Raw genomic sequence first — 24,354 nt, forward strand, 5'->3', positions numbered from 1 at the left:
TTGCGATGCGCTCGCAATAACCAGCTCCACAGGAAGGCACAAGACAATTGCGAACAAATCGCAATCTTAATTAGCCGACGGCGCTGATGCCCCTCTGAGGCGCCGACGTATCGATATCCAGCCAGGTCGGATCAGGCATGGCGCGGTGGGCGGCGGCCAGGGCTTCGGACCAACGCCGGCCCAGGTCGCGGAAATAGGGATCATCCGCTTCGATGCGACGCGCCGTGCCCGTCAGCTGGTCGCGCGGCATGACGATCAGGTCCAGCGGCGGGCCGACGGCGATGTTCGAGCGGATGGTCGAATCGAACGAGATCAGCCCCAGCTTGACCGCCTCGGACAGGGAGGTGGAGCTGTGCAGGGCGCGATCCAGAATGGGCTTGCCGTATTTCAGCTCGCCGATCTGCAGATAGGGCGTATCGGGCCCGCATTCGATGAAGTTGCCCTGCCCGTAGATCAGATACAGCCCCATCTTGCCGCCGGCGATCTGACCGCCCAGCAGCATGGAGGCGGTGACATTCAACCCGTCTGCGGTCGGCGTCGGCGGCGTATTGATGCTTGCGCGCACGCTGGCCATAGCGTGACCCAGAAGCTGGGCGGCGCGGAACAGGGTCGGAGCGGTCTGGAGCGTTTCAAGCTCGGTGGAGTCCGGCAGTTTGACCCCGGCTGCGACCATGGCCAGCGCCGTCTGGGTGACCGACAGATTGCCCGCCGTCGCAACTGCCAGGATCCGCTCGCCCGGCGACTTGTAGATGTGCAGTTTGCGATAGGACGAGATGTTGTCCACGCCCGCATTGGTGCGCGTGTCGGCGATCATCGCCAACCCGTCGTCCACCAGCATGCCTACGCAATAGGTCACTTCGCTCTATTCGCTCCCCGCGTTGCGAATCCCCAGACGCTAACAGATTCGCGCGTCATGCCTATCGGGGCCATCCACTGGATTGCAGTTGTTGCTGGCTCTGTTGCACCGGCCGCACATTCAAGGCGACGGTCAGCTGCTCCTGGCCGCCGCCATAGCTCGTGCCCCGGATCGGGGTGGCGCCGCGCGCGTCCAGGCCGACCGCGACCCGAACATAGTGTTCGGTCGGACAGATGCCGTTGGCGGGATCGAACCCGACCCAGCCCAGGTTCTCGACCCAGGCCTCGGCCCAGGCATGGGCGGCGTCCTGATCGTGGCGTCCGTCCTGACGGCTGAGGTGGCCCGAGACATAGCGGGCCGGCACGCCGAGCAGGCGCGCGGCCGAGATGAAGATCTGCGAATGGTCCTGACAGACGCCGCGCTTCTGGGCGAACGCTTCGGCGGCGGTGTGGGAGGCGGAGGTCGAGCCGACCTCGAACGCCACCGTATCCTTCAGCGCGCCCATCAACTGATGCATCCGGCCCAGCGTCGCGCCCTCAGAAATGGAGCGGGCGAAATCGATGATACCGGCGTCGGCCTTGGTCATCGGGGTGTCGCGCAGATAGACGATGGGCGACAGGCGTTCGGCCTGCCCTTTCACGACGCCGCCCGTCTCGACGGTCGAGACCTCGCCTGTGACGCGGATGGTCAGGGCGTCGGTCGGCCGCTCGGTGTAGAGGCTGTGGACGATGTTGCCGAACGCGTCCTCGCTGCGCCGCAGCCGGGCGTCCACATCGGTTTCGATCCGCCAGTCGCGGACCTGCTGGCTCTCACACGACTTGGGCGTCAGGCGCAGCATCTGGACGATGAACCGCGCGGGCCGGGCGTAGGCGTAGCGGGTGGAGTGATCGATCCGGATCCGCATGGTCAGACCAGATACTGTTCGTGGACGGCCGCGGCCAGGGCGTTGTTCTCGTTCAGGAAGCTCTGAATGTATTCGTGCAGGCCGGACTGGAAGATGTCCTCGATCTTGGCCTCATTGAACTGGCTGAGGCGATTGGAGGCCAGCCGTTGCGCGGGGCCGCGCCGACCGTAGTCGGTCGCCAGCTTCTCCAGATAGCTGACGATCATGCCCTGACACGAGGCCAGCGAACGCGGCATCTGGCGGTTCAGCACCAACAGGTCCGCAACCAACCACGGCCGCACGCTCTCGCGGTAGACCCAACGATAGGCGGTCAGGGCCGAAACCTCGCGCAGAAGGGTCGTCCACTGGAAGTAGTCCAGTTGCCCCCCCACCCGTTCGCCGGGCGGCAGCAGCAGGTGATATTTCACGTCCAGCAGGCGCGCGGTGTTGTCGGCCCGCTCGATCGCCATGCCCAGTCGCAGGAACCAGTAGGCGTCGTTCCTGAGCATGGTCCGCGACGAGGCGCCCTCCACCGCCAGGGACGTCGATTTCACGAAGTCGAGGAAGTTGGTGAAGTCGTCGCGCTTGGTCGGTTCGCCCAGTTCGTTCAGACCGTTCCAGGCGCCGTTGATCGCCTCCCACAGTTCGATGGTCAGGGCGGTGCGCACCGAGCGCGCGTTGGTTCGCGCCTTGGTGATGCAGGCCTTGATCGAGGTCGGATTGTCGAAGCCGAAGGCCAGATATTCCCGCACGGACTTTTCCGACACGGTGCGTCCGGTCGCGTCGAAGCCGGCCTTGACCCCCGACGAGGCGATGGCCCCGGCCCAGGCGGTGACGGCGGCCTGATCTTTCGCCGGCAGGGCGGCGAGACGGATCGCCGCCTCCAGAATACGAGCGAGAAAGTCCGCCCGCTCCATGTAGCGGCCGGTCCAATAGAGGCTGTCTGCGGTGCGTGAAAGCATCAGTTGTCCAGCACCCAGGTGTCCTTGGTTCCGCCGCCCTGGCTGGAGTTCACCACCAGCGACCCTTCCTTCAGCGCCACCCGCGTCAAGCCGCCGGGCGCGACGCGCACGCCGGCCGGGCTGGACAGGACGAACGGCCTGAGATCGACGTGGCGGGGCGACAGGGCGCCGCCGTTCAGCGTCGGGGCCGTCGACAGGCTCAGCGTCGGCTGGGCGATGAAGTCGTCGGGATCGGCGATCAGCTTGGCGCGAAAATCCTCGATCTCGGCCTTTGTCGAGGTCGGCCCGACCAGCATGCCGTAGCCGCCCGATCCGCCGACTTCCTTGACCACCAGTTCAGGCAGCTTATCCAGCACTTCCTTCAGGGCGTCCGGCTCGCGACAGCGCCAGGTCGGCACGTTCTGCAGGATCGCATCCTCACCCGTGAAGAAGCGGATGATCTCGGGCATGTAGGTATAGACGGCCTTGTCGTCGGCCACGCCCGTCCCGACCGCATTGGCCAAGGTCACCCGCCCGGCGAAATAGGCCGACATCAGCCCCGGCACCCCGATGGTGGAGTTGGGCATGAAGGTCAGGGGATCGAGGAAGTCGTCATCGATGCGGCGATAGATGACATCGACGCGCTTGGGCCCCTCAGTCGTGCGCATGAAGACGGTGTCGTCATTGACGAACAGGTCCGTGCCCTGGACCAGCTCGACGCCCAGCTTGTCGGCCAGGAAGCTGTGCTCATAGTAGGCCGAGTTGAAGGGGCCGGGCGTCAGCACGACGATGGTCGGATCCGCCCCCGCCCCTGCCGGCGCCGAGGCCTGCAACGAGCGCAGCAGCATGTCGGTGTAGATCTCGACGGGACGCACGGCGTGTTCCGCGAACAGGTCGGGGAACAGCCGCATCATCATCTCGCGGTTCTCCAGCATATAGGAGACCCCCGACGGCGTGCGGCAGTTGTCTTCCAAAACGTAGAAGCCGTCCTCGCCCGTGCGCACCAGATCCACACCCGAGATATGGCACCAGACATCGCCCGGTGGACGACGCCCCTGCATCTCGGGCCGATAATGCGGATTGGTCAGGATCAGATCAGCCGGGACGATGCCCGCCTTGATGCAGTCCTGCGGCCCATAAATGTCTTTCAGGAAAGCGTTGATGGCGGTGACCCGCTGCTTCAGCCCCTTTTCCAGACCGCCCCATTCGTCCGCGCCGATGATGCGCGGCACGACATCGAAGGGGATCAGCCGCTCGTTGGATTCCTCGTCGCCATAGACGGCGAAGGTCACGCCCATTCGGCGGAAGAAAAGCTCCGCCTGGCGCGAGCGCGCCTGCAGCAGATCGGCCGGCGCGTTTTCCAACCACGCCGCCAGCGTCTTGTAGCTGTCGCGGATCGCACCCGATCCGCCGCCGTTCATTTCGTCGAAAGCTCTCGTCATCCGCCCCCGCCGCGTTGAAGTCGCAGCTTGAACGGTCACGAACGTAAAGCGCAACAGTTTTGTTGCACTGCGGCGACGCCTTATCCGACGGCCACCGCCTTCATCGACACCGCGGGATCGGCCAGCTTGTCCACGTCCACAGGCGTCGCCTTGGCGATCAACTGCTTGCCGGCCATGAACTCGGGCGGCGCGTTGACGGCCTCTACGCAGACGATGCGGTCGCCGTTCAGATGGAAGACCGCAAAGCCCGACGCCGTTGGGTCGCCGCGCACCACCTGTCGGTCGGCGTCGAACGGCAGGCCGGCGATCTGCAGCTTGACGTCATACTGGTCCGACCAGAACCAGGGCACTTCCGGCGTCGGTCCGGCCCGTCCGACGATGGCGGCGGCCGCCTGTTTGGCCTGCTCCAAGGCGTTGGGCACGCTTTCCAGCCGATGATGCACGCCGCCGTGGACCGGAATGGGTCGTCGCGTCATATCGCCGACGGCGAAGATCGCCCGGTCACTGGTCCGCGCTTCACCGTCCACCACCACGCCGTCGTCGCAGGTCAGGCCGGCCGATCGCGCCAGGGCGTCGCAAGCCAATGCGCCGACCCCCACCAACACCGCATCCGCCCGCACCACCGATCCGTCGGCCAGGCTCACGCCGTCGCGGGCCACGGCGACCACCTCCGTGTCCGTCAGGATTTCGACGCCGTGCGACCGGTGCTGCGCCGTGAAGAAGGCCGACAGGGTCTCGGACGCCACCCGCGCCAGCACGCGCGGCGCCCGCTCGATCACCACCGCCTCGGCGCCCAGGGCCCGCGCCGACGCCGCCGCCTCCAGCCCTACATAGCCGCCGCCGACCACCGCCAGACGCTTGCCGGGCCCCAGGACAGCCTTCAGTCGCTCGGCGTCCTTCATCGTGCGCAGTTCGAGCAGATCGGGATGATCCCCGCCCGGAACCGGCAGCTTGCGCGCCGTCGATCCGGTCGCCAGCACAAGGATGTCATAGGCCTCCGACGAGCCGTCATGGAAAACAACCGTCTTCGCTGCGGGGTCCACCGCCACCGCGACCATTGAGCCCCGGAAGTCGATGTTTTGCTCGGCGTAGAAGCTCAGAGGCCGCAGCAGCAGCGCCTCCAAATCCGCCTCTCCCTTCAGCCAGGCCTTGGACAAGGGCGGCCGCTGATACGGCGGCGCATCCTCCTCGCCCGCCAGCACGATGGGGCCGTCATGCCCATACTGCCGCAGGAAGGCCGCGACGGAGCCGCCAGCGTGCCCGGCGCCGATGATGAGAACCTTGGTCATGGGCGGACAGATAGAGCGGTGCGCGGGCTGAGGTAAGTCGTGATTGGTGAATCGTGAGCCGTGATTGAGCCTAGACCCAATCACGAGTCACCAGTCACGACTCACGCCGCACCCCTTGACCGTTCCACCGTTACAGCATAGTGGAACGCGCATGACGACCCCGCCCGCCCGTGACGACCTGCATGACGCCTTGCTGTCGATGCAGACGCGCGCCGAGATCGACGCCTTTCTGGCCGATCTTTGCACGCCTGCGGAACTGCGCGCCTTCTCCGAGCGCTGGCAGGTCGCGCGCCTGCTCGACGCCGGCGGCAAATCCTATCGCGAGATCGCCGCCGAGGCCCATGCCAGCCCCACCACCGTCGTTCGCGTCGCCCGCTATCTGAAAGACATGCCGCATCAGGGCTATCGCCTCGCCCTGGACCGCCTGAAGAACAAGAACTGAGTATCCGAACATGAGCACCGTGCAGGGCCGGCTTCGCATCGCCGTCCAGAAATCCGGCCGTCTGGCCGACCGCAGCCTCGACCTGATCCGCGACGCGGGTCTGAAATGGGTCAAGGGTCACAACGACCTGCTGTACCGGGTCGAGAACTATCCGATCGACCTGCTGCGCGTCCGCGACGACGACATCCCCACCTTCGTGGCGGACGGTGTGTGCGACCTGGGCATCGTCGGCGAGAACGTGCTGGAGGAAGGCCGCAACGGCGGGCCGAACGCCTCGATCGTCATGCCGCTGGGCTTCGGTCGCTGCACGCTCAAGATCGCCACGCCTCCGACCCTGGCCTATGACGGTCCGGCCTCGCTGGAGGGCTTACGCATCGCCACCTCCTATCCTAAAATCCTGCGCCGCTTCCTCGACGAACGCGGGGTCAAGGCCGACATCGTGGTCATGCGCGGCGCCGTCGAGGTCGCGCCGCGGCTGAAACTGGCCGCCGCCATCTGCGACCTGGTCTCGACCGGCGCGACGCTGGAGGCCAACGGCCTGGGAGCCAAGGATACGGTTCTGGAAAGCCAGGCCGTGCTGATCCAGTCGCCCGTGGCGCCCGAGCCCGCATTGCAGCAGTTGTTGGACAGCGTCATCGAGCGGATGGCGGGCGTGGTGTCCTCGCAAGGCGCCAAATACGTCATGCTGAACGCCCCGCGCTCGGCCCTGGACGAGATCACCGCCATCCTGCCCGGCGCCGGCTCGCCCACTGTCATGCCCCTGATGGGTCGCGACGATGCGGTCGCCGTCCACGCCGTCTGTCAGGAGGCCGTCTTCTGGGAGACGCTTGAGAAGCTGAAGGCCGCCGGCGCCTCGGCCATCCTGGTCCTGCCGATCGAGAAGATGATGTGATGAAACGCATCGACTGGTCTTCCCTCGACGTCGCCGGCAAGACGGCCGCCTTGGCCCGCCCGGCCCAACGCACCGCCGGCGATGTGACCGAGGTCGTGCGCACCATTCTCGACGACGTGCGCCAGCGCGGCGGCGTGGCCGTAACCGACTGGTGCCTGAAGCTGGACAAGGCGCCGCCCCGTCGCATCGCCATCACGCCCGAGGCCGTCGCCGAGGCGCGCAACGCCCTGCCGCCCGGCGACGTGCGCGCCCTGCGCATGGCGGCCGACAATGTGCGCGTCTTCCACCAGGCGACCCGGCCCGAGGACACTCCCTTCGTCGAGACGACGCCTGGCGTGCGCTCGAAACTGGCCTGGCGCCCCATCGCCTCGGCCGGCCTCTATATTCCCGGCGGCACCGCGCCGCTGTTTTCTTCGCTGCTGATGCTGGCCATTCCGGCCGGCGTCGCGGGCGTGGGCCAGCGCGTCGCCGTCACGCCGCCGAACAAGGATGGCGGCATTCACCCCGCCATGATCCTGGCCGCCGCAGAGGCGGAGCTGGACGCCATCTGGCTGATGGGCGGCGCCCAGGCCATCGCCGCCCTGACCTTCGGCGTCGAACTTGAGGACGGAATCATCCCGGCCTGCGACAAGCTGTTCGGACCCGGCAACGCCTATGTGGCCGAGGCCAAAAAGCAGGCGAGCGCCCTGCCGGGCGGCCCCGCCGTCGACATGCCGGCCGGCCCGTCGGAGTTGATGGTCATCGTCGATCGCGACGCCGCGCCCGAGATCGCCGCCGCCGACCTGCTCAGCCAGGCCGAGCACGATGCGGATGCGCAGGTTCTGCTGGTCTCCACCAGCCGCGCCACCATCGACTACATCCTGAGCGAGGTGGAGGTTCAGGTCGCAACCCTGCCCCGCGAAGCCATCGCCCGCGCCTCTCTGAACGAGGCCCGCGCCATTCTGGTCCGCGACCTCGACGCCGCCGCAGAAGTCACCAACCTCTATGGCCCTGAACACCTGGCGATCCAGATCGACGATCCCGAGCCGCTGGTCGATTCGATCAAGGCCGCCGGGGCCGTCTTCGTCGGCCGGTTCGCCGCCGAGACGCTGGGTGACTATGCCGCCGGTCCCAGCCACGTCCTGCCGACCGACGGCGGCGCCCGCACCCTGGGCGGCGTCACCACCGCCAGCTTCATGACCACCATGTCGGTCCAGCTGGTGTCCGAGGCCGGCGCCCGTCAGCTGGCCCCTATCGCCGCCCGTCTGGCCCGGATGGAGGGCCTGGAAGCCCACGCGCGCGCTGCCGATCTGAGGGCCGAAGGATGACCTTGCCCGCTCCCTATCCGCCGCTGGTTTCCGGCGGCGAAGGTCTGGATCGCTATCCTGGCGACGCCTCCGCCCTCGCCGCTCGGATGGCCGCCGTCTATGGCGTGCCTGCCGAACAGGTGCTGCCGGTGCGCGGCCTGACCCACGGGTTGGAACTGGCCTACCGCCTTGCCGCGCGCGACGGCGGATCGGTCCAGGCCCCGAAGGCCGAGCCCTATGACAGCCTGGCCGCCATCTATCCGACCAACGGTGAACCCGCCTCAGAAGCAGGTATCGTCGTCGTACGCGCCCTAGGATCGCCCGAAGCCGTCGGCGAGATGGCCGCCCGCGTCTCCCCCGCCCTGCTGATGGTGGACGAAGGACTGATCGAGTTCTCCGACAGCGTCTCGGCCGTGACCGTCGTCGCCGATCAGCCGAACCTGATCGTGCTGCGCAGCCTGTCCCTGGCCTATGGCTTAGCCGGCGCCCGCGTCGGCGCGGCGATCGCGCAAGCCCAGACCCTGGCGCGGCTGGCCTCGGTTCTCGAACCCTACGCCCTGCCCGAACCGCTGGTTCGGCTGGCGATGCAGGCGCTCGATCCGTCTCGGATGATCGAGACCGCCGAGCGGATCGCCTCGGTCCGGCGCGAGCGCGAACGGATCGTGCGCGAACTGGGTCGCCAGATGCCCGTCGAACCGGGCGTCGGTCCCATCATCATGGCGCGCCCCGAAGAGCCTGCCGCCGCCCTGGCCGGTCTGAAGGCCTACGGCGTCGAGGCCGATCTGTCCGGCGAGCGTCTGCGTCTGCCGATCTCGATCAAGTCAGAGGTCAACGACCGGCTGCTCGCCGCCTTCGGCCTGACGCCCGCCAAGCGCCGCCCGGCGCGCGTTGGTCAGGCGGTGCGCGACACCAAGGAAACCCGCATCGTCTGCGCCGTCGATCTGGATGCGCCCGGTCCGGTGAAGATCGAGACCGGCGTCGGCTTCTTCGACCACATGCTGGAGCAAATCGCGGCCCACGGCGGCTTCTCTCTGCGTCTGCAATGCGAAGGCGACCTGCACACCGATCCGCACCACACAATCGAGGACAGCGCCATCGCCTTGGGTCAGGCGCTGAAACAGGCGCTGGGCGAGCGCAAGGGCATCGCCCGCTACGGCTTCGTCCTGCCGATGGATGAGGCCAATGCGACGGTCTCCATCGATCTGTCCGGCCGCCCGTATCCGCTGTTCGAGGGCGCATTCGAAACGCCCTTCATCGGCGACTACCGCACTGACCTGACCGCCCACGTCTTCCGGTCTCTGGCCGAGGCCATGGGCGCGGCCGTGCACATCAAGGTCACGGGCCAGGACGACCACCACAAGACTGAAGCCGTCTACAAGGCCTTCGGCCGCGCCCTGCGCCAGGCCATCCGGGTCGGGGGCGACGTCGTGCCGTCCACCAAAGGTGTCCTGTGACAGAGGTCGCCGTCATCGCCTACGGCGCCGGCAATGTCGCCTCGGTCCAGTTCGCACTGGAGCGGTTGGGCGCGACCGTGCGCCTCACAGACGATCCAACCGTGATCGCCGAGGCTGAGCGCGTCATTCTGCCGGGTGTCGGCGCGGCCGGATACGCCATGAAGCGCCTGTCGGACCTGGGTCTGATCGCGCCGATCCGCGCCTTCTCACGCCCGCTGCTGGGTGTCTGCCTGGGTCAGCAACTGCTGTTCGGATCGAGCGACGAGGGCGACGGCGTCGATCTGCTGGGTCTCATTCCCGGTGCGGTGACCCGGCTGAAGCCTGAGGGCGATCTGCCGGTGCCGCACATGGGCTGGAGCCGGTTGACGCGCGACCGCGACGACGCCTTGCTGGAGGGCGTCGCCGACGGCGCCTATGCCTATTTCGTCCACGGCTTCGTCTGTCCCGACGGACCGGCGACCCTGGCGCGCGCCGACTATGGCGGCGTCGTTCCGGCTGTGGTTCGATCCGCCAACCGCTGGGGCTGCCAGTTCCACCCCGAACGCTCGGCCGAGGCCGGGGCGACCATCCTCAAGAACTTCCTGGGCCTGTCATGCTGATCTACCCCGCCATCGACCTGAAGGACGGCGTCTGCGTGCGCCTGATGCACGGCGACTTCGCCCAGGTGACGCATTACGACCAGCAGCCGGCCGCCCGCCTGACGACCTTTGCGGCCGAGGGCGCGGAGTGGATTCACATCGTCGATCTGGACGGGGCCGAGGCGGGCGAGGCGCGCCAGCACGCCCTGATCGGCGAACTGACCCAGGCCATCGACGTCAAGGTTCAGTCGGGCGGCGGCGTGCGCAGCGCCGACGATGTGAAAAAGCTGCTGGACGCCGGCGTGTCGCGCGTCGTCGTAGGCTCCTTGGCGGTGACCCAACCTGAGGCGGTGGCCAACTGGCTGGAAACCTTCGGCGTCGAGCGCATCACCTTGGCCCTGGACGTCAAGATCGAGGACGGCGTGCCGGTTCCCGCGCTGAAGGGCTGGACCCAGTCCTCGGGCATGACGCTTTGGGAGGCGCTGGATCGGTATCCCAAGGGAACCGCCAAACACCTGCTGGTGACCGATGTCGGTCGCGACGGCGCCCTAACTGGGCCGAACCTGGACCTGCTGGCCGAGATCCGCAGCCGTCGGCCGGATCTTGTGCTGCAGGCCTCGGGCGGCGTCTCCTCGCTGGACGATATCGCTGCGGTCAAGGCTCTGGGCTGTCACGGCGCCATCGTCGGGCGCGCGCTCTACGAGAACTGCTTCACCCTGCCCGAGGCGATCGCGGCGGCCAGACGCTCATGACGGCCCATCCTGCATCAAGCGGGGCGGTCAAATGACCGCCCGGCGGATCATTCCCTGCCTGGACGTGAAGGATGGCCGGGTGGTCAAGGGCGTGAAGTTCGTCGGTCACACCGACATGGGCGACGCGGCCGAGCTGGCCGCCCGCTATCGCGATGCGGGCGCCGACGAACTGGTCTTCTACGACATCACCGCCAGTCCCGAGGGGCGGACGCTGGACTATGGCTGGATCAAGGACATCGCCCGACTGCTGGACATTCCTTTCTGCGTCGCCGGCGGCATTCGCACCGTGGAGCAGGCGGCGCGCTGTCTGGACCACGGAGCGGACAAGGTCTCGATCAACTCTCCCGCCTTGGAACGGCCCGAACTGATCGCCGAGATGGCCGAACGGCTGGGCAGCCAATGCGTCGTCGTCGGCGTCGACAGTCGGCTCGAGGACGGCGACTGGGTGGTCCACAAATACACCGGCGACGCGTCCGCGCGCCGCCTCGCCGGCAAGCGCACCCTGGACTGGCTGGACGAGGCGCAGAGCCTGGGCGCCGGCGAGATCGTGCTGAACTGCATCGATCAGGACGGGGTTCGGCGCGGCTACGACATCGAGCAGCTGTCCGCCGCACGGGCACGCCTGACCATCCCCCTGATCGCCTCGGGCGGCGCCGGCGCGCCCGCGCATTTCAAGGCTGTGTTCGAGCAGGCCGACGTCTCCGGCGCCCTGGCCGCCAGCGTCTTCCACACCGGCGCCATCGCCATTCCGGACCTGAAGGCCTATCTGGAGGATAAGGGTCTGGAGATGCGCTTATGATCCTCCCCCGAGAAGCGGAGCGGAACGGGGGAGGGGGACCGCGAAGCGGTGGAGGGGGCGGACCCGCGCTCCATTGCCAAACGTTCGACATCCAGCCCGATTTCGCCCCCTCCACCACGCTACGCGCGGTCCCCCTCCCCCGCTACGCGGTGGAGGATCAGGAACAATGACCATGATCGACCCGAACACCATCGACTTCGCCAAGGGCGACGGCCTGGTCCCTGTCGTGGTGCAGGACGCCGCTACGCTGCAGGTCCTGACCCTGGCCTATATGGATCGCGCGGCGCTGGATGAGACGATCGCCTCCGGCGAGGCCACCTTCTTCTCGCGCTCGCGCGGAGGGCGGTGGAGGAAGGGCGAGACCTCGGGCGACCGACTTCACGTCGTCTCCATCACGGCCGACTGCGACGCCGACGCCATCGTGCTGGGCGTCAGGCCGGTCGGAAACGCCTGCCACCTGAACCGGACAAGCTGTTTCGGAGAGGCCGACGCGCCGGGCCTGGGTCGGATCGCCCGGCTGGAGCGCACCATCGCCGAACGGGCCGCCGCCGATCCGTCCGAAAGCTGGACGGCCCGACTGATCGCACAGGGGCCCAAACGCATCGCCCAGAAGGTCGGCGAGGAGGGCGTGGAGACCGCTCTGGCCGGCGTCGCCGGCCCGGACGAGGAACTCGCCAGCGAGGCTGCGGATTTGATCTATCACCTGCTTGTTCTTCTCCATGCCCGTAACATGGTGTTTCAGGACGTGCTGGACGTGTTGGCCTCGCGAGCGGAAGCGGCCAAAGACAGCGGCTAGACCGTAAAGGCGTGCGTCCCGACAAATGGGATCATCGAGGGACAAGACATGGCGGCTCTCATTCTGTTTGGCGGCGGCGGCGATCTGGCGATGCGCATGCTCCTGCCGTCGCTCTATTTCCTCGAACACGACGGCCTTCTGCCTGAAGGGCTGAAGATCATCGGCGCCGCGCGTTCGGAAGAGAGCGCCGACGACTATATCGCCAAGGTGCACGAGGCGGTGAAGGCGCGCGCCGAAGCCGACAAGGTCTGGGACGAAGCCAGCTGGTCGCGGATGAAGGCCCGGCTGGACTATCTCGCCGTCGACGCCACCTCGCCCGAAAGCCTCAAGCCGCTGAAAGACAAGGTCGGCGACGGCGAGGTCACCTCCTTCCTGGCCGTGTCCCCATCGCTCTATGCCCGCATCGTCACGGCGATGAAGGCGGCGGGTCTGGCGGAAAAGAACTGCCGCATCGTGCTGGAAAAGCCGGTCGGGCGCGACCTGAAGTCCTTCCTCGAAATCGACGACGCCGTGGCCCACGCCTTCAGCGAAAACCAGGTGTTCCGCATCGACCACTATCTGGGCAAGGAGACGGTCCAGAACCTGATCGCCCTGCGGTTCGGCAACACGATCTTCGAGCCGCTGTGGAACAACCTGTCCATCGACCACGTGCAGATCACGATCGGCGAGACGGTGGGGGTCGGCGATCGCTGGCCCTACTACGACGAATACGGCGCCCTGCGCGACATGCTGCAGAACCACATGCTGCAGCTGCTGTGCCTGGTGGCGATGGAGCCGCCGAGCGACCTGGACCCAGACTCGGTGCGCAACGAGAAGGTCAAGGTGCTGCGGTCCCTGCGTCCCGTCACGGTGGACGAGGTCGAGCGCGTCACGGTGCGGGGTCAGTATGTGGCGGGCGTCTCAGAGGGCAAGCCGGCCAAGGGCTATGACGAGGAGCGCGGTCAGCCGTCGGACACCGAAACCTTCGTCGCCGTTCGGGCCGACATCGACAACTGGCGCTGGGCGGGCGTACCCTTCTTCATGCGGACCGGAAAGCGCCTGCCCGAGAAGCGCACCGAGATCGTGATCCAGTTCAAGCCGGTGCCCCACTCGATCTTCGACCGCGACGACCGTGGAGAAGTGCAGGCCAACCGGATGATCATCGAACTTCAGCCCGAGGAAGACATCTCGCTGACGGTGATGAACAAGCGGCCCGGCCTGGATCAGCGCATGCAGTTGCAGCCGATCAAGATGAGCCTGTCGTGGGGGGTCGATGGCAAGTCCGCCGCCCCGCCGCGTCGCCGCATCGCCTATGAGCGTCTGCTGCTGGATGCGATGGCGGGAGATTCGACCCTGTTCGTGCGACGCGACGAGGCCGAACAGGCCTGGAAATGGGTGGATGAGGTGTCCGAGGCCTGGGCCGAATCCGGCCTGAAGCCCGACGACTACGTCGCCGGAACCTGGGGCCCCGACAGCGCCGACATGTTGATGATGCGGACCGGCCGCGACTGGAATACGACCGATGTCTGAGATCCCCGCCATCGAAGCCTTCGCCTCCGTCGAGACCTGGGCCGAAGCCATCGCCGCGCACCTGGCCGAGACCTTGGGCGCCGCCATCCGCGACAAAGGAGCGGCCCTGTTCGCCGGTTCCGGCGGTTCGACGCCCGCGCCCGTCTATCACCGCCTGGCGGCGACCGATCTGGACTGGTCCAAAATTGCTGTGACCCTGGTGGACGAGCGGTATGTGCCCGAGACCTCGCCGGAATCGAACGCCCGTCTGATCCGCGACGTGCTTCTTCAGGACAAGGCGGTGCCGGCCCGCTTCATCCCGCTCTATACGCCCGAGGTCACCGTGGACCGGGCGGCCATCGTGGCGGCCAAGGCCCTGGCCGATGCGGGCGGGCGGTTCGATGCGGTGCTGCTGGGCATGGGCGAGGACGGCCATATCTGCTCCATGTTCCCCGAGAGCCCGACGCTGAAGACCCTGCTGACGCCGACGCTGAAGCCCACGGTGCTGGGCGTGCCGCATGGGCGCGACGGCATGGCGCCGACGATCGAACGGCTGTCGATCAATCTGCCCTATCTGATGTCGGCGGGCCGGGTGATCCTGGGCCTGAAGGGCGCCGCCAAGCGTCGCGTCTTCGAAGAGCAGGCCAAGGGCGATCCGAAGATCCAACCCATCGCCGCCCTGATCGCCGCCGGCGTTCCCCTTGAAGTTCTGTGGACGGAGGAAGGCTGAAATGGCGCTTCATCCCACCGTGGCGGCCGTCACCGCCCGCATCGTCGAAAAAAGCCGCGAGACCCGCGCCGACTACATCCGTCGCATGGACGCCGCCCGCGACAGCGGGACCGGCCGCGCCAAGCTCAGCTGCGCCAACTGGGCCCACGCCTTCGCCGGCCAGACCATCGCCGACAAGCTGACGGCGATGGACGGGTCCAAGCCCAATCTGGGCATCGTCACGGCCTATAACGACATGCTCTCGGCCCACCAGCCGTTCGAGCGCTTCCCCGGCGTGGTCCGCGAGGCCGTGCGTCAGGTCGGCGCCACGGCTCAGGTCGCCGGCGGCACCCCCGCCATGTGCGATGGCGTCACCCAGGGCCGCCCCGGCATGGAGCTGTCGCTGTTCAGCCGCGACGTCATCGCCATGTCCACCGGCGTGGCCCTGACGCATGACGCCTTCGACGCCGCCCTGATGCTGGGCGTCTGCGACAAGATCGTGCCCGGCCTGTTCATGGGGGCCCTGGCCTTCGGCCATCTGCCCGTCGTCTTCGCCCCCGCCGGTCCGATGCCCTCGGGCATTCCGAACGCGGAGAAAGCCCGGGTCCGCGCCGAGTACGCCCAGAACAGGGTGGACCGCCACACCCTGCTGGAGAGCGAAATCGGCAGCTACCATTCGCCCGGCACCTGCACCTTCTACGGCACGGCCAACTCCAACCAGATGATGATGGAGCTGGGCGGGCTGCACATGCCGTCCACCGCCTTCGTCCATCCCGACACCGGCCTGCGCGACGCCCTGACGGCGGCGGCGGCCAAGCGGGCGGTCGAACTGGCCCGCAGTGGCGAATGCCGCATGGCCGACGTCATCAGCGAGAAGTCCATCGTCAACATGATCGTTGCTCTGCTGGCCACCGGCGGCTCGACCAACCACGCCATCCACCTGGTCGCCATGGCGCGGGCGGCGGGCGTGCTGATCGACTGGACCGACATGGACGAACTGTCGTCGGTCACGCCGCTTCTGGCCCGCGTCTATCCCAACGGTTCGGCCGATGTGAACGCCTTCCAGGCCGCCGGCGGCGTCGCCTTCGTGGCCCGCGAGCTGGCCCAGGCCGGGCATATCCACGCCGACGTCACGACCATCATGGGTCAGGGCATCGAGGCCTATTTCCAGGAACCGTCGATGGTGGACGGCGAACTGGTCTGGCGCGACGGCGTCGCGGAAAGCCTCGACTTGGACATCCTGCGTCCCGCCTCCAACCCGTTCGACAAGGAGGGCGGTCTGCGGCTCGTCCAGGGCGACCTGGGCCGGGCGGTCATCAAGATCTCGGCGGTCAAGCCCGAGAACCGCAGCGTCGAGGCCCCCGCCGCCGTCTTCGAAACCCAGGAAGACGCGCTGCAAGCCTTCCGGGACGGCAAACTGTTCCGCGACGTGGTTGTGGTCCTGCGTTTCCAGGGACCGAAGGCGAACGGCATGCCCGAACTGCACAGCCTGTCCCCGGCCCTGTCAGTCATTCAGGACAAGGGATTCAAGGTCGCCTTCGTCACCGACGGCCGCATGTCGGGCGCCAGCGGCAAGACGCCCGCCGCCATCCACGTCTCGCCCGAAGCCCTGGCCGGCGGTCCCCTGGCCCATGTGCAGGACGGCGACATCATCCGCCTGGACGCCGAGGCCGGAGTCCTGACCACGGTCGGGATCGCCGACCTGACCGCCCGTCCCCTCGCCGCCCGTTCCGCCGCCAACGCCGAGGGATCATCCTGGGGCTATGGCCGCGAACTGTTCGGCGCCTTCCGCCATGTGGTCACCACGGCCGAACAGGGGGCGACCGTCTGTTTCGCCGTGCCGACCGGCTCACGCGGTCATGACGACACGCCGCCCAACCCCAACTTCGTCGACCGGACCGTGGACGCCTGATCCACCGAACCGCGCGCAGGAAACGCCTGAAATGAATGACAAGACCCTCCTCGTCGGCGATGTCGGCGGCACGAACGCCCGCTTCGCCGTGGCTCGAATGGTGGACGGCAAGCCCGTGCTGGACCACCACGAAAGCTTCCCGGCCGAGACCTATCCGACCTTCCTCGAAGGCGTCGCCGCCTTCATCGACGGCTGCGAGGTCAAGCCGACGGGCGGCGTGATCGCCGTGGCCGGCCCGGTCACGGACGGCGCCATCGACCTGACCAACTCGCCCTGGCAGGTGTCGGAGGCGGAGCTTCAGACCCTGGGCCTGAAGCCGGTCAAGCTGATCAACGACTTCGAGGCCCTGGCCTGGGGCGCGCCCATCGTGCCGGAAGACCAGCTGGAAAGCCTGGGCGGTCCGGTCGACGGCGATCCGCACTGCACCGCCGCGGTGCTCGGCCCCGGCACCGGCTTCGGGGTCTCGGCCCTGGTGCGCGATGCGGCGGGCAAGGAGATGGCCATGCCGTCAGAGGGCGGGCACGCCTGCTTCCCCCCCGGCGATCCGGTCGAGGACGAAATCCTGCGCATCCTGCGTCGCCGCTATGACCGGGTGTCGATTGAGCGGCTGATCTGCGGACCGGGCCTGCTGAACATGCACCGGGCCCTGGCCGAGATCGATGGGCGCGAGACCCACATCGACGATCCGGCTCAGATCACAGCAACGGCCCTGGCGGATCCGAACAGCCCGTGCGGCGCAACCCTGGCCCGCTTCTGCGCCATCCTCGGCGCGGTCGCCGGCGACATCGCCCTGACCACCGGCGCGCGCGGCGGCGTCTATATCGCCGGCGGCATCGTTCCGCGCATCCTGCCCTTCATCAAGGCCAGCCCCTTCCGTCAGCGGTTCGAGCGCAAGGGCCGGTTCAAGGAGTATATGCAGGACATTCCGACCAAGGTGATCATGCACAAACACGCCGCCCTGCTGGGCGCTGCGCGGGTCGCCTTCGCCCAGTCGGAGGGCTGACGCGACGAGCGATCACGAAAATCTCACGGCGGCGTGAACCGAACCGTCACCGTAGCGTTTGAGAGTTTCCACCTAGGAGAGGAAACTCACATGAAAAAGTTCGCCATCGCCGCCGCTTCGGTCTTCATGCTGGCCGGCGTCGCCGCCTGCGGTGAAAGCGCCGCCGACAAGGCCGCTGAAAATCAAGCCGACGCCATCGAAGCGACGGGTGAAGCCCGCGCCGACCAACTGGAATCGCAAGCCGCGACCGCTCCGACCGCTGCTCAGGCCGACGCTCTGAACGCCCAGGCCGACCAGGTCGAGAAGAACGCCGACCGCAAGGCCGACATGGTCGAGCAGCAAGCCGGCAACGCCGACGGCGGCGCTACGACGGCCAACACGCCTTCGACCCACTAAGGTCTGGCGACCAACTAAATCCGTTTACGGATGGATCAGCCCCCGTCGTTTGCGACGGGGGCTTTTTCGTGCCTGCGACCTCAGTCGATGCAGAGGGTGGGGCCGGCCTTGCCGTCCTCGACCGTCGTGTTGCAGCCGAAACGGTCGCTGGTCGCCTGGCAGACGCCGGTCGCCGCCGTCGCCGGCGCCACGCCGCTGTTGCCCTCGATGCGGCAGTCGCCCTGGCACTGATCGCCGTCGGTGCAGCGCTTGCCGGCGTCGGCGTAGCTGATGACGCACTGCCAGGATTGCATCCGCCCGACCTGTTTCATCGTGCCGCCGCGCGTGGCGCAGGACGCGGCGTCGGCGCTCTGCATCGGTGCATCCGACGCCGCTCCCGTGGTCTGGAGCGAGCAGGCGGCGGCCAGAAGCGCGACGGCGGCGATGAGGGAAATGCGGATCATGAGATCTGTCCTTTGGTGAAGCCTGACCAGACGTCGTCGTAGTCGAGCTGCATCTGCGGTGATTCCGACGCCCATTTCGTGACGCGGATCGGCATGCGCGTCTCGAACATGAAGGCCAGGGTGTTTTCGATCTTGTGGGGCTTGAGTTCGGCCTTGATCGCGCCGTCATAGCTAGCCTGATCGGGGCCATGGCCGCTCATGCGGTTGTGCAGCGACGCGCCGCCTGGCGCGAAGCCGCCCGCCTTGGCGTCATAGGCGCCGGTCACCAGACCCATGAACTCGCTCATCACGTTGCGGTGGAACCACGGCGGACGGAAGGTGTCCTCGGCTACCATCCAGCGCGGCGGGAAGATGACGAAGTCGATGTTGGCGGTGCCCGGCGCCTCGGACGGGCTGGTCAGGACGGTGAAGATCGACGGATCGGGATGGTCGTAGCTGACGGTGTTGATCGTGTTGAACCGCGCCGTGTCATAGCGGCAGGGCGCCAGATTGCCGTGCCAGGCGACGACGTCCAGCGGACTGTGATCGAAGGTCGTGGCCCACAGGCGGCCGCCGTACTTCTGGACGCACTCGGTCGGGCGATCCACATCCTCATAGGCCGCGACTGGGGTCTCGAAGTCGCGTGGATTGGCCAGGCCGTTCGAGCCTATGGGGCCGAGATCGGGCAGACGGAACGGACTGCCGTAGTTCTCGCAGACATACCCGCGCACTGGCCCCTCGACCTCGACGCGGAAGCGTATGCCGCGCGGGATCAGGACGATGTGACCCGGCTGGGCCTCGATGACGCCCATCTCGGTGACGAAGCGATGCAGCCCCTCCTGGGGCACGATCAGCAGTTCGCCGTCGGCGTCATAGAAGACCCGGTCGGTCATCGATCGGTTGGCGACATACAGGTGAATGCCCGCCCCGGCCCCGCCGTCCGGTTCGCCGTTGCCGCCATAGGTCGTCAGCCCCTCGACCCAGTCGGTCGCAGCCTGCGGGATCGGCAGCGGGTCCCAGCGCATCCGGTTGGGATTGGGCGGCGTCTCGTCGAACGGACCGGAGCGGACGCAGCCCTGGTCGAAGGGGGTATAAGGCCCATGCTGGGCCGAGGGACGCAGGCGATAGAGCCAGCTGCGGCGGTTTTCGGCCCGTGGGGCGGTGAAGGCCGTGCCGGACAGCTGTTCGGCATACAGGCCCATCGGCGTCTTCTGCGGCGAGTTGCGGCCCACCGGCAGGGCGCCGGGCGCGGCCTCGGTCGCGAAATGATTGCCGAAACCGGTCATGTAGGCGGGCGCGTTGGATCGCGTCATGTCGTGTCTCCCTATGCTCCCTCGTTTAGCCGTCCCCGGCGCCAGCGTCACCCTTTGCCCGTCAGGCAACAGCTTGGCGGTTGGCGCGTTGCTGTGGCCTCGCGGAGGGATTTCCATGACCTATCTGACCCGGGCGGTGTTCGCCTTCGCCAGCCTGCTGCTGTTGCTGGCGGCCATGGCCCTGATCGGGTTCGGGGTGAAGGATGCGCTGCACGGCATCGGCTCGCCCGACAAGTCCGGCGCCGATGCGGTTCTGGACGTGCTGGGCTATGTCATCGTCGCCATCGCCGTCTTCGACGTGGCCAAATACATCTTCGAGGACGAGGTTCGACGCGGCAACGAGAAACGCAGCGCCGCCGAGGCCCGGCGCAGCCTGACCAAGTTCCTGTCGACCATCGTCATCGCCCTGTTCCTCGAAGCGCTGGTGGTGGTGTTCAAGACGGCGCGCGAGGACGTGGCGCAGCTGCTCTATCCCACCGCCCTTCTGATCGCCTCGGTGCTGGTGCTGGTGGGCCTGGGCGTCTTCCAGCGCCTGTCGGCCACGGTCGAGGAAAAGGTCGGCGACGACGACGAGGCCGAGGACCGCAAGGACAAGGTCAGGCGAAAGGCCGCGCCCTAGCCTTTGCTCGGCAGGAAGGGCGAGAAGGTGATGACGGTGAAGGTGTCGCGCACGTGCGGCCGCGTCTGGACCTGTTTCGTCACGAAGGTGCCGATGTCGGCGTCACGCGGCAGGTTGAACTTGGCCAGCAGGTCGTGCTGACCCGAGGTGGAATAGACCTCCGAGACGTTCTCGACATTGTCCACGATGTCGGCCGCCACGTCGTTGGCGTAGCCCAGCTCGCATTTGATGAAGACGAAGATGGCGGTCATCATGGCGGATCAGTCCTCTGGTTCGAGGGCGCTTCTAGCGGACGAAGACGTGACGGGTAAGCCGCAAGACACAGACGCCGTGCTGGAGGCGCAATACAACAACCGCGCCCTGGTCCCCGACCATCCCGCCGTGATGGCGCGCTGGAAGGCGGGATCAGAGATCGCCCGTGCCGCTCATCCGCCCCAGGTCCTGAAATACGGCCTAGGCGAGCGCGAGCGGATTGACTGGTTCGACGCCGGGGGCGGCGCGCCGGTCGTCGTGTTCCTGCACGGCGGATACTGGCAGGCGCTGGATGCGAGTTGGTTCAGCTTCTTGGCTCCGCCCCTGCTGACCCACGGCGTTAGCGTCGCCATCCCGACCTATGATCTGGCGCCGAGCGTGCGGCTGGGCCGGATCGTCGATCAGGCGCGGGCGGCGGTCGACGTGATCCGCGACCGCACCGGCGCCGCGCCCGTCGTCAGCGGCCATTCGGCAGGCGGACATATGGCGGCCTGCCTGCTGGCGGACGGGCGGGCCTCGGCGGCGGTCGCCATCTCGGGCGTGTTCGATCTAGAGCCGCTGATCCCCACGTCGCTCAACGTCGCCCTGGACCTGAATAGGGCCGAGGCCCAGGCCCTATCGCCGATCCGTTGGCCGGCGCCCGCCGGCGCGGTTCTGGACTGCATTGTCGGCGGTGCGGAAAGCGCGGCCTTCGTGGATCAAAGCCGCGCCATGGCCACGCGCTGGGGCGACGCCGGGGCGAAGGCACGCTTCGAGCCCCTGCCCGACCTGAACCATTTCACGGTTCTGGATCCGCTTTTCGACGCGGACAGCGCCTTGGTCAGGCGGCTGGTTGCCTTGGCGCAGGGTCGCTAACGCGGTTTGACTTGACCTTGCGTCCGCGACAGCGGAGGTCGGACGCGAACCTATCGCAGAGGAACCCGTCCATGGCCCATGATCGCGTCAGCGTGCTTCAGGCGCTTCAGACCCAGGGCGTGTGCCCGGTCTTCTACCACCCCGACGCCGAGGTCAGCCTGAACGTCATTCGCGCCTGCGCGCGCGGCGGGGCGCCGGTGGTCGAGTTCACCAATCGCGGCGACTTCGCCTGCGACCTGTTCGGCGAGATCAATCGCGAACTGATCAAGACGGACCCGAACGTGGTCCTGGGCATCGGCTCGGTCGTCGATGCGGGGACAGCCTCGCTTTATCTGAACCGGGGCGCGCGGTTCGTGGTCAGCCCCTGCCTGATCCCCGACGTGGCCAAGGTCTGCAACCGTCGCATGGTGGCCTATTTCCCCGGCTGCGGGTCGGTGACCGACATCGGCGAGGCGCACGAACTGGGCTGCGACATCGTCAAACTGTTCCCGGGCTCGTCGGTCGGCGGACCGGACTTCGTCAAGGCGGTCAAGGGCCCGATGCCCTGGGTCAAGATCATGCCCACCGGCGGCGTCGATCCGGACGAGGCGTCGATCGCCAAATGGTTCGGCGCGGGCATCGTCGCGGCGGGCATGGGCTCCAAACTGGTGACAGATGAAGCGGTGAGGTCGGGCGACTGGGCCGCCATCGAGGCGTCGGTGCGCGCGGCGGTGAACGCCGTCGCCGCCTTCCGCGCGTCCAAGAAGGGCTGAGCGCCCCAGCGCCGTCAGCGGGGAGCGCGGTCGTCCGGCTGACGGTGATCCGGCCCGTGAGCTGCGGCGCGACGGGCGGCGCCCTTACGCTGAAGGATCGGGGCCAGGGCCTTGCGTTCCTCGGGCGTCAGCGTAGCAAGCACGGCGACCGCGCCGTTTTCCAGGCGCGTGCGTCCCCGCATCTCGGCGGCTCTGGACTGTTCCAGCAGGCTTTCGACCTGGGCCGCGTCCAGGATCGGCTGACCGGCGACGTCGATGGCTTCGCGCCGGGCGGCGCGGGCCGCCTCGAAATCAGGACGCGCCGCCAGGGCCGATTCTCGCAGCGAGGAACGCACGCGCTGACGCACGGCCGGATCCAGATCGGCCAGCACTTCGGCCAGCGGTCCCTCACGGCCCGGTCGGCGTTGGTCCTCGATCCGGCGTTCGATCCGGTCGTGATTGACGACATAGGTGATCCCGCCCGCCACGGCGAACAGGTTCAGGGCCACTGAGACGGCCAGGGCGATCTTCAGGCTCTTAGACGTCATCCCAGCAGTTCCGTGTCATCCACGCCCGTCAGCGAGGATTGATAAAGCACCGCATCGGCGCGCGCGTCGGCGGTCAAATGGGTGGTCAGGCCGACACCGGCGACCACGCCCGCACAGGCCGCGGCGGCCCAGCCGGCGCCGAGGTACCAGATCGCCTTGCCCAGACGGCTTTTCGCCCGGGGCGCAGCCGCAAGGATGCGCGCGGTCAGGGCGGCGGACGGGACAGGTTTGGACGCGGCGTCGAGCAGAGCGTCCAGCGCGGCCGCCTCGTCCAGCACCGCCTTCAGCGACGGATCGGCGGCGATCAGGCTTTGGGCGAAGGCGCGCTCGGACGCGGGCCACCGACGCAGGTCGGCGCCGTAGGCGTCCGCCAGTGCGTGCAACCGTTCCGCCTTCATCGTCCGTCTCCTCTAATCGACCCCGGACCGATGTCCGAAAGGGCCAGACGCAATGCGCGACGACCGCGCGACAACAAACTCTCCAGCGCCTCGACGCTAATCTCCATCAGGGCCGCCGCATCGATATTCGACAACTCCTGATAATGGCACAGGACGATGGTCTCGCGCTGTCGGTCCGGCAGCCGTTTCAAGGCCGCCGTGACCCGCACGCCCGTCTCGGCCGCCAGCAGACCGCGATCCGGCGCCGGGCCTTCGTCGGGACAATCCGGCGGCGTGTCGGTCGGGATTTCGCGCCGACGTCTCAGCCGATCGTAACAGAGGTTCAGCGCGACCCGGTGCAGCCAGGTGTCGAACCGGGCCTTGCCGGGCGTCCATTTGGGCGCCTGACGCCAGGCCTTGAGCATCGTCTCCTGGGCCACGTCCTCGGCCTCGACGGCGTCGCCCAGCATGCGCTGGGCCAGCGACAGGATGCGCGGCAGCTTGCGCGAGACGAGCGTCTGCGCCGCCGCCGGGTCGCCCTGCCCCACGCGTCGCACCAGATCCTCGTCGGGGTCGACGATTGCGACCAAACCTGCCTCTTCCGCTGCTGACGAAAGGGACCGGTGCGTTCACGACGGCCGACCCCGACACCGTCTTACTCCGAAGCCGGGACGGGGGAAGCGGGTTGTTGCGCCTGATGCTGAGTCTGGCGGGCCGCGCGGCGTTCCTGGCGATCCGCGCGTTGAGCGGACATGGCCGCCCGGCGCTCGTCGGCAGAGATCACGCCGTCACGATCAGCATCCATCTTGTCGAAACGCTCGCCCAGCTTGGCAGAGGCTTCGGCGATCACCACCGGCCCGCGTTCGCGTCCTTGCCCGCGCATGGCGTGATGCGCACCGCCGCGACGGCCCTCACGATGACCGGCGCGTTCGGCGCGCGGTCCGCGATCCGGGCGTGCGGCATGGCCGGCGTCGAACTCGGCGCGGCTGATGGAGCCGTCGCCGTTCGCGTCCAGCTTGGCGAAGCGGTCGCCCGCGCGTTCGGCGCGACGGGCCTGCATGGCGGCGGCGCGCTCTTCGGGGCTGACCAAGCCGTCGCGGTTGGTGTCTAGCGCGGTCAGACGCGCGATGCGCGCATCGACGAACTCGGCGCGGGTGATCTGGCGGTTCGGATCCGCACGCGAATGATGCGGCGCGGGGGCGCCGACGGCGGGAGCCGGGGGAACCTGTGCGGTCGCGGCGCCGGCGGCGGCGGCCAGAGCGATGACGCCCAGGCCGGTCAGAAAGGTGTTTCTCATCTCGATCATCTCCACGGGCGCG

Annotated in this window: 28 protein-coding genes; 16 read left to right on the forward strand and 12 right to left on the reverse strand. The window is 67.7% G+C overall.

All coding sequences use genetic code 11. The features are described from left to right. Positions 1-70: 70 nt before the first annotated feature. From HNP47_RS07720 to HNP47_RS07740, 5 genes are all read right to left on the reverse strand, one after another. A complete protein-coding gene (locus HNP47_RS07720; protein WP_184278980.1) occupies positions 71-856 on the reverse strand; it encodes a peptidase in 786 nt (261 codons plus the stop codon). Between the two features lie 61 nt (positions 857-917). Beyond that, positions 918-1,760: a transglutaminase family protein gene (locus HNP47_RS07725; protein WP_184278981.1), complete on the reverse strand. Its 843-nt coding sequence runs from the start codon at positions 1,758-1,760 to the stop codon at positions 918-920. A 2-nt stretch (positions 1,761-1,762) separates the two neighbouring features. Beyond that, the gene (locus HNP47_RS07730; protein WP_091748762.1) at positions 1,763-2,701 is read right to left on the reverse strand and encodes an alpha-E domain-containing protein; all 939 of its coding nucleotides are present in this window, start codon (positions 2,699-2,701) and stop codon (positions 1,763-1,765) included. After that, entirely contained in the window at positions 2,701-4,122 is a 1,422-nt protein-coding gene (locus tag HNP47_RS07735) for a circularly permuted type 2 ATP-grasp protein (protein WP_017504409.1), read from the reverse strand. Before HNP47_RS07735 ends, HNP47_RS07730 begins: the two co-directional genes overlap by 1 nt. Before the next feature lie 80 nt (positions 4,123-4,202). Next, positions 4,203-5,411 carry an NAD(P)/FAD-dependent oxidoreductase gene (locus HNP47_RS07740; protein WP_184278982.1) on the reverse strand — a complete coding sequence of 403 codons (1,209 nt, stop codon included), beginning with the start codon at positions 5,409-5,411 and terminating at the stop codon, positions 4,203-4,205. A 151-nt stretch (positions 5,412-5,562) separates the two neighbouring features. Between HNP47_RS07740 and HNP47_RS07745 the strand changes: the two genes are divergently transcribed. The 13 genes from HNP47_RS07745 (at position 5,563) to HNP47_RS07805 (ending at position 17,918) form a co-directional block, all read left to right on the forward strand. Beyond that, positions 5,563-5,853: a YerC/YecD family TrpR-related protein gene (locus HNP47_RS07745; RefSeq protein WP_017504407.1), complete on the forward strand. Its 291-nt coding sequence runs from the start codon at positions 5,563-5,565 to the stop codon at positions 5,851-5,853. A 10-nt stretch (positions 5,854-5,863) separates the two neighbouring features. Beyond that, positions 5,864-6,745, forward strand: coding sequence for an ATP phosphoribosyltransferase (gene hisG, locus HNP47_RS07750; protein WP_184278983.1), 882 nt, complete (start codon positions 5,864-5,866; stop codon positions 6,743-6,745). Beyond that, positions 6,745-8,052, forward strand: a complete 1,308-nt coding sequence (hisD, locus tag HNP47_RS07755) for a histidinol dehydrogenase (protein WP_184278984.1) — start codon at positions 6,745-6,747, stop codon at positions 8,050-8,052. Before hisG ends, hisD begins: the two co-directional genes overlap by 1 nt. Continuing rightward, entirely contained in the window at positions 8,049-9,485 is a 1,437-nt protein-coding gene (gene hisB, locus HNP47_RS07760; RefSeq protein WP_184278985.1) for an imidazoleglycerol-phosphate dehydratase HisB, read from the forward strand. The genes hisD and hisB overlap by 4 nt, the downstream gene beginning before the upstream one ends. Then, entirely contained in the window at positions 9,482-10,084 is a 603-nt protein-coding gene (gene hisH / locus HNP47_RS07765) for an imidazole glycerol phosphate synthase subunit HisH (protein ID WP_184278986.1), read from the forward strand. Before hisB ends, hisH begins: the two co-directional genes overlap by 4 nt. Next, complete coding sequence (gene hisA, locus HNP47_RS07770) at positions 10,078-10,815, forward strand: 1-(5-phosphoribosyl)-5-[(5-phosphoribosylamino)methylideneamino]imidazole-4-carboxamide isomerase (protein ID WP_184278987.1); 738 nt, start codon at positions 10,078-10,080, stop codon at positions 10,813-10,815. The genes hisH and hisA overlap by 7 nt, the downstream gene beginning before the upstream one ends. Before the next feature lie 31 nt (positions 10,816-10,846). Further along, the gene (gene hisF, locus HNP47_RS07775) at positions 10,847-11,614 is read left to right on the forward strand and encodes an imidazole glycerol phosphate synthase subunit HisF (RefSeq protein WP_184278988.1); all 768 of its coding nucleotides are present in this window, start codon (positions 10,847-10,849) and stop codon (positions 11,612-11,614) included. 172 nt (positions 11,615-11,786) lie between these two features. Next, on the forward strand, positions 11,787-12,410 hold the full coding sequence (gene hisIE / locus HNP47_RS07780; protein ID WP_066552540.1) for a bifunctional phosphoribosyl-AMP cyclohydrolase/phosphoribosyl-ATP diphosphatase HisIE: 624 nt from the start codon (positions 11,787-11,789) through the stop codon (positions 12,408-12,410). 48 nt (positions 12,411-12,458) lie between these two features. Then, positions 12,459-13,919: a glucose-6-phosphate dehydrogenase gene (gene zwf / locus HNP47_RS07785; RefSeq protein WP_184278989.1), complete on the forward strand. Its 1,461-nt coding sequence runs from the start codon at positions 12,459-12,461 to the stop codon at positions 13,917-13,919. Then, positions 13,912-14,628 (forward strand): 6-phosphogluconolactonase, encoded by a 717-nt coding sequence (gene pgl, locus HNP47_RS07790; RefSeq protein ID WP_184278990.1) that lies wholly within the window; start codon positions 13,912-13,914, stop codon positions 14,626-14,628. Before zwf ends, pgl begins: the two co-directional genes overlap by 8 nt. A 1-nt stretch (position 14,629) precedes the next feature. Next, the gene (edd, locus tag HNP47_RS07795; RefSeq protein ID WP_184278991.1) at positions 14,630-16,519 is read left to right on the forward strand and encodes a phosphogluconate dehydratase; all 1,890 of its coding nucleotides are present in this window, start codon (positions 14,630-14,632) and stop codon (positions 16,517-16,519) included. A 31-nt stretch (positions 16,520-16,550) separates the two neighbouring features. Further along, positions 16,551-17,522, forward strand: coding sequence for a glucokinase (gene glk, locus HNP47_RS07800; RefSeq protein WP_184278992.1), 972 nt, complete (start codon positions 16,551-16,553; stop codon positions 17,520-17,522). A 90-nt stretch (positions 17,523-17,612) separates the two neighbouring features. After that, entirely contained in the window at positions 17,613-17,918 is a 306-nt protein-coding gene (locus tag HNP47_RS07805) for a hypothetical protein (protein WP_184278993.1), read from the forward strand. Positions 17,919-17,998: 80 nt separating this feature from the next. Here the strand turns inward: HNP47_RS07805 and HNP47_RS07810 are convergent, their stop codons facing one another. Both HNP47_RS07810 and hmgA read right to left on the reverse strand, forming a co-directional pair. Further along, the gene (locus HNP47_RS07810) at positions 17,999-18,361 is read right to left on the reverse strand and encodes a hypothetical protein (protein WP_184278994.1); all 363 of its coding nucleotides are present in this window, start codon (positions 18,359-18,361) and stop codon (positions 17,999-18,001) included. Then, the gene (hmgA, locus tag HNP47_RS07815; protein WP_184278995.1) at positions 18,358-19,653 is read right to left on the reverse strand and encodes a homogentisate 1,2-dioxygenase; all 1,296 of its coding nucleotides are present in this window, start codon (positions 19,651-19,653) and stop codon (positions 18,358-18,360) included. Before hmgA ends, HNP47_RS07810 begins: the two co-directional genes overlap by 4 nt. 115 nt (positions 19,654-19,768) lie before the next feature. Between hmgA and HNP47_RS07820 the strand changes: the two genes are divergently transcribed. Next, entirely contained in the window at positions 19,769-20,272 is a 504-nt protein-coding gene (locus tag HNP47_RS07820; RefSeq protein WP_045811869.1) for a hypothetical protein, read from the forward strand. Here the strand turns inward: HNP47_RS07820 and HNP47_RS07825 are convergent. Then, positions 20,269-20,526 carry an Lrp/AsnC ligand binding domain-containing protein gene (locus HNP47_RS07825; RefSeq protein WP_039244189.1) on the reverse strand — a complete coding sequence of 86 codons (258 nt, stop codon included), beginning with the start codon at positions 20,524-20,526 and terminating at the stop codon, positions 20,269-20,271. The two genes, HNP47_RS07820 and HNP47_RS07825, sit on opposite strands and share 4 nt — an antisense overlap. Between HNP47_RS07825 and HNP47_RS07830 the strand changes: the two genes are divergently transcribed. Together HNP47_RS07830 and HNP47_RS07835 are read left to right on the forward strand one after the other, a co-directional pair. Continuing rightward, the gene (locus tag HNP47_RS07830) at positions 20,513-21,379 is read left to right on the forward strand and encodes an alpha/beta hydrolase (protein ID WP_184278996.1); all 867 of its coding nucleotides are present in this window, start codon (positions 20,513-20,515) and stop codon (positions 21,377-21,379) included. The genes HNP47_RS07825 and HNP47_RS07830 overlap by 14 nt on opposite strands. Positions 21,380-21,450: 71 nt before the next feature. After that, a complete protein-coding gene (locus HNP47_RS07835) occupies positions 21,451-22,131 on the forward strand; it encodes a bifunctional 4-hydroxy-2-oxoglutarate aldolase/2-dehydro-3-deoxy-phosphogluconate aldolase (RefSeq protein WP_184278997.1) in 681 nt (226 codons plus the stop codon). Between the two features lie 14 nt (positions 22,132-22,145). Here the strand turns inward: HNP47_RS07835 and HNP47_RS07840 are convergent, their stop codons facing one another. From HNP47_RS07840 to HNP47_RS07855, 4 genes are all read right to left on the reverse strand, one after another. After that, a complete protein-coding gene (locus HNP47_RS07840) occupies positions 22,146-22,658 on the reverse strand; it encodes a periplasmic heavy metal sensor (protein ID WP_184278998.1) in 513 nt (170 codons plus the stop codon). Beyond that, entirely contained in the window at positions 22,655-23,056 is a 402-nt protein-coding gene (locus HNP47_RS07845) for a hypothetical protein (protein ID WP_184278999.1), read from the reverse strand. The genes HNP47_RS07840 and HNP47_RS07845 overlap by 4 nt, the downstream gene beginning before the upstream one ends. Then, entirely contained in the window at positions 23,053-23,625 is a 573-nt protein-coding gene (locus HNP47_RS07850) for an RNA polymerase sigma factor (protein ID WP_184279000.1), read from the reverse strand. Before HNP47_RS07850 ends, HNP47_RS07845 begins: the two co-directional genes overlap by 4 nt. A gap of 65 nt (positions 23,626-23,690) precedes the next feature. Continuing rightward, complete coding sequence (locus tag HNP47_RS07855; RefSeq protein ID WP_221414940.1) at positions 23,691-24,332, reverse strand: EF-hand domain-containing protein; 642 nt, start codon at positions 24,330-24,332, stop codon at positions 23,691-23,693. Between the last annotated feature and the right edge of the window lie 22 nt (positions 24,333-24,354).

This window comes from Brevundimonas vesicularis (genome assembly GCF_014204545.1).
Classification (GTDB): domain Bacteria; phylum Pseudomonadota; class Alphaproteobacteria; order Caulobacterales; family Caulobacteraceae; genus Brevundimonas; species Brevundimonas vesicularis_B.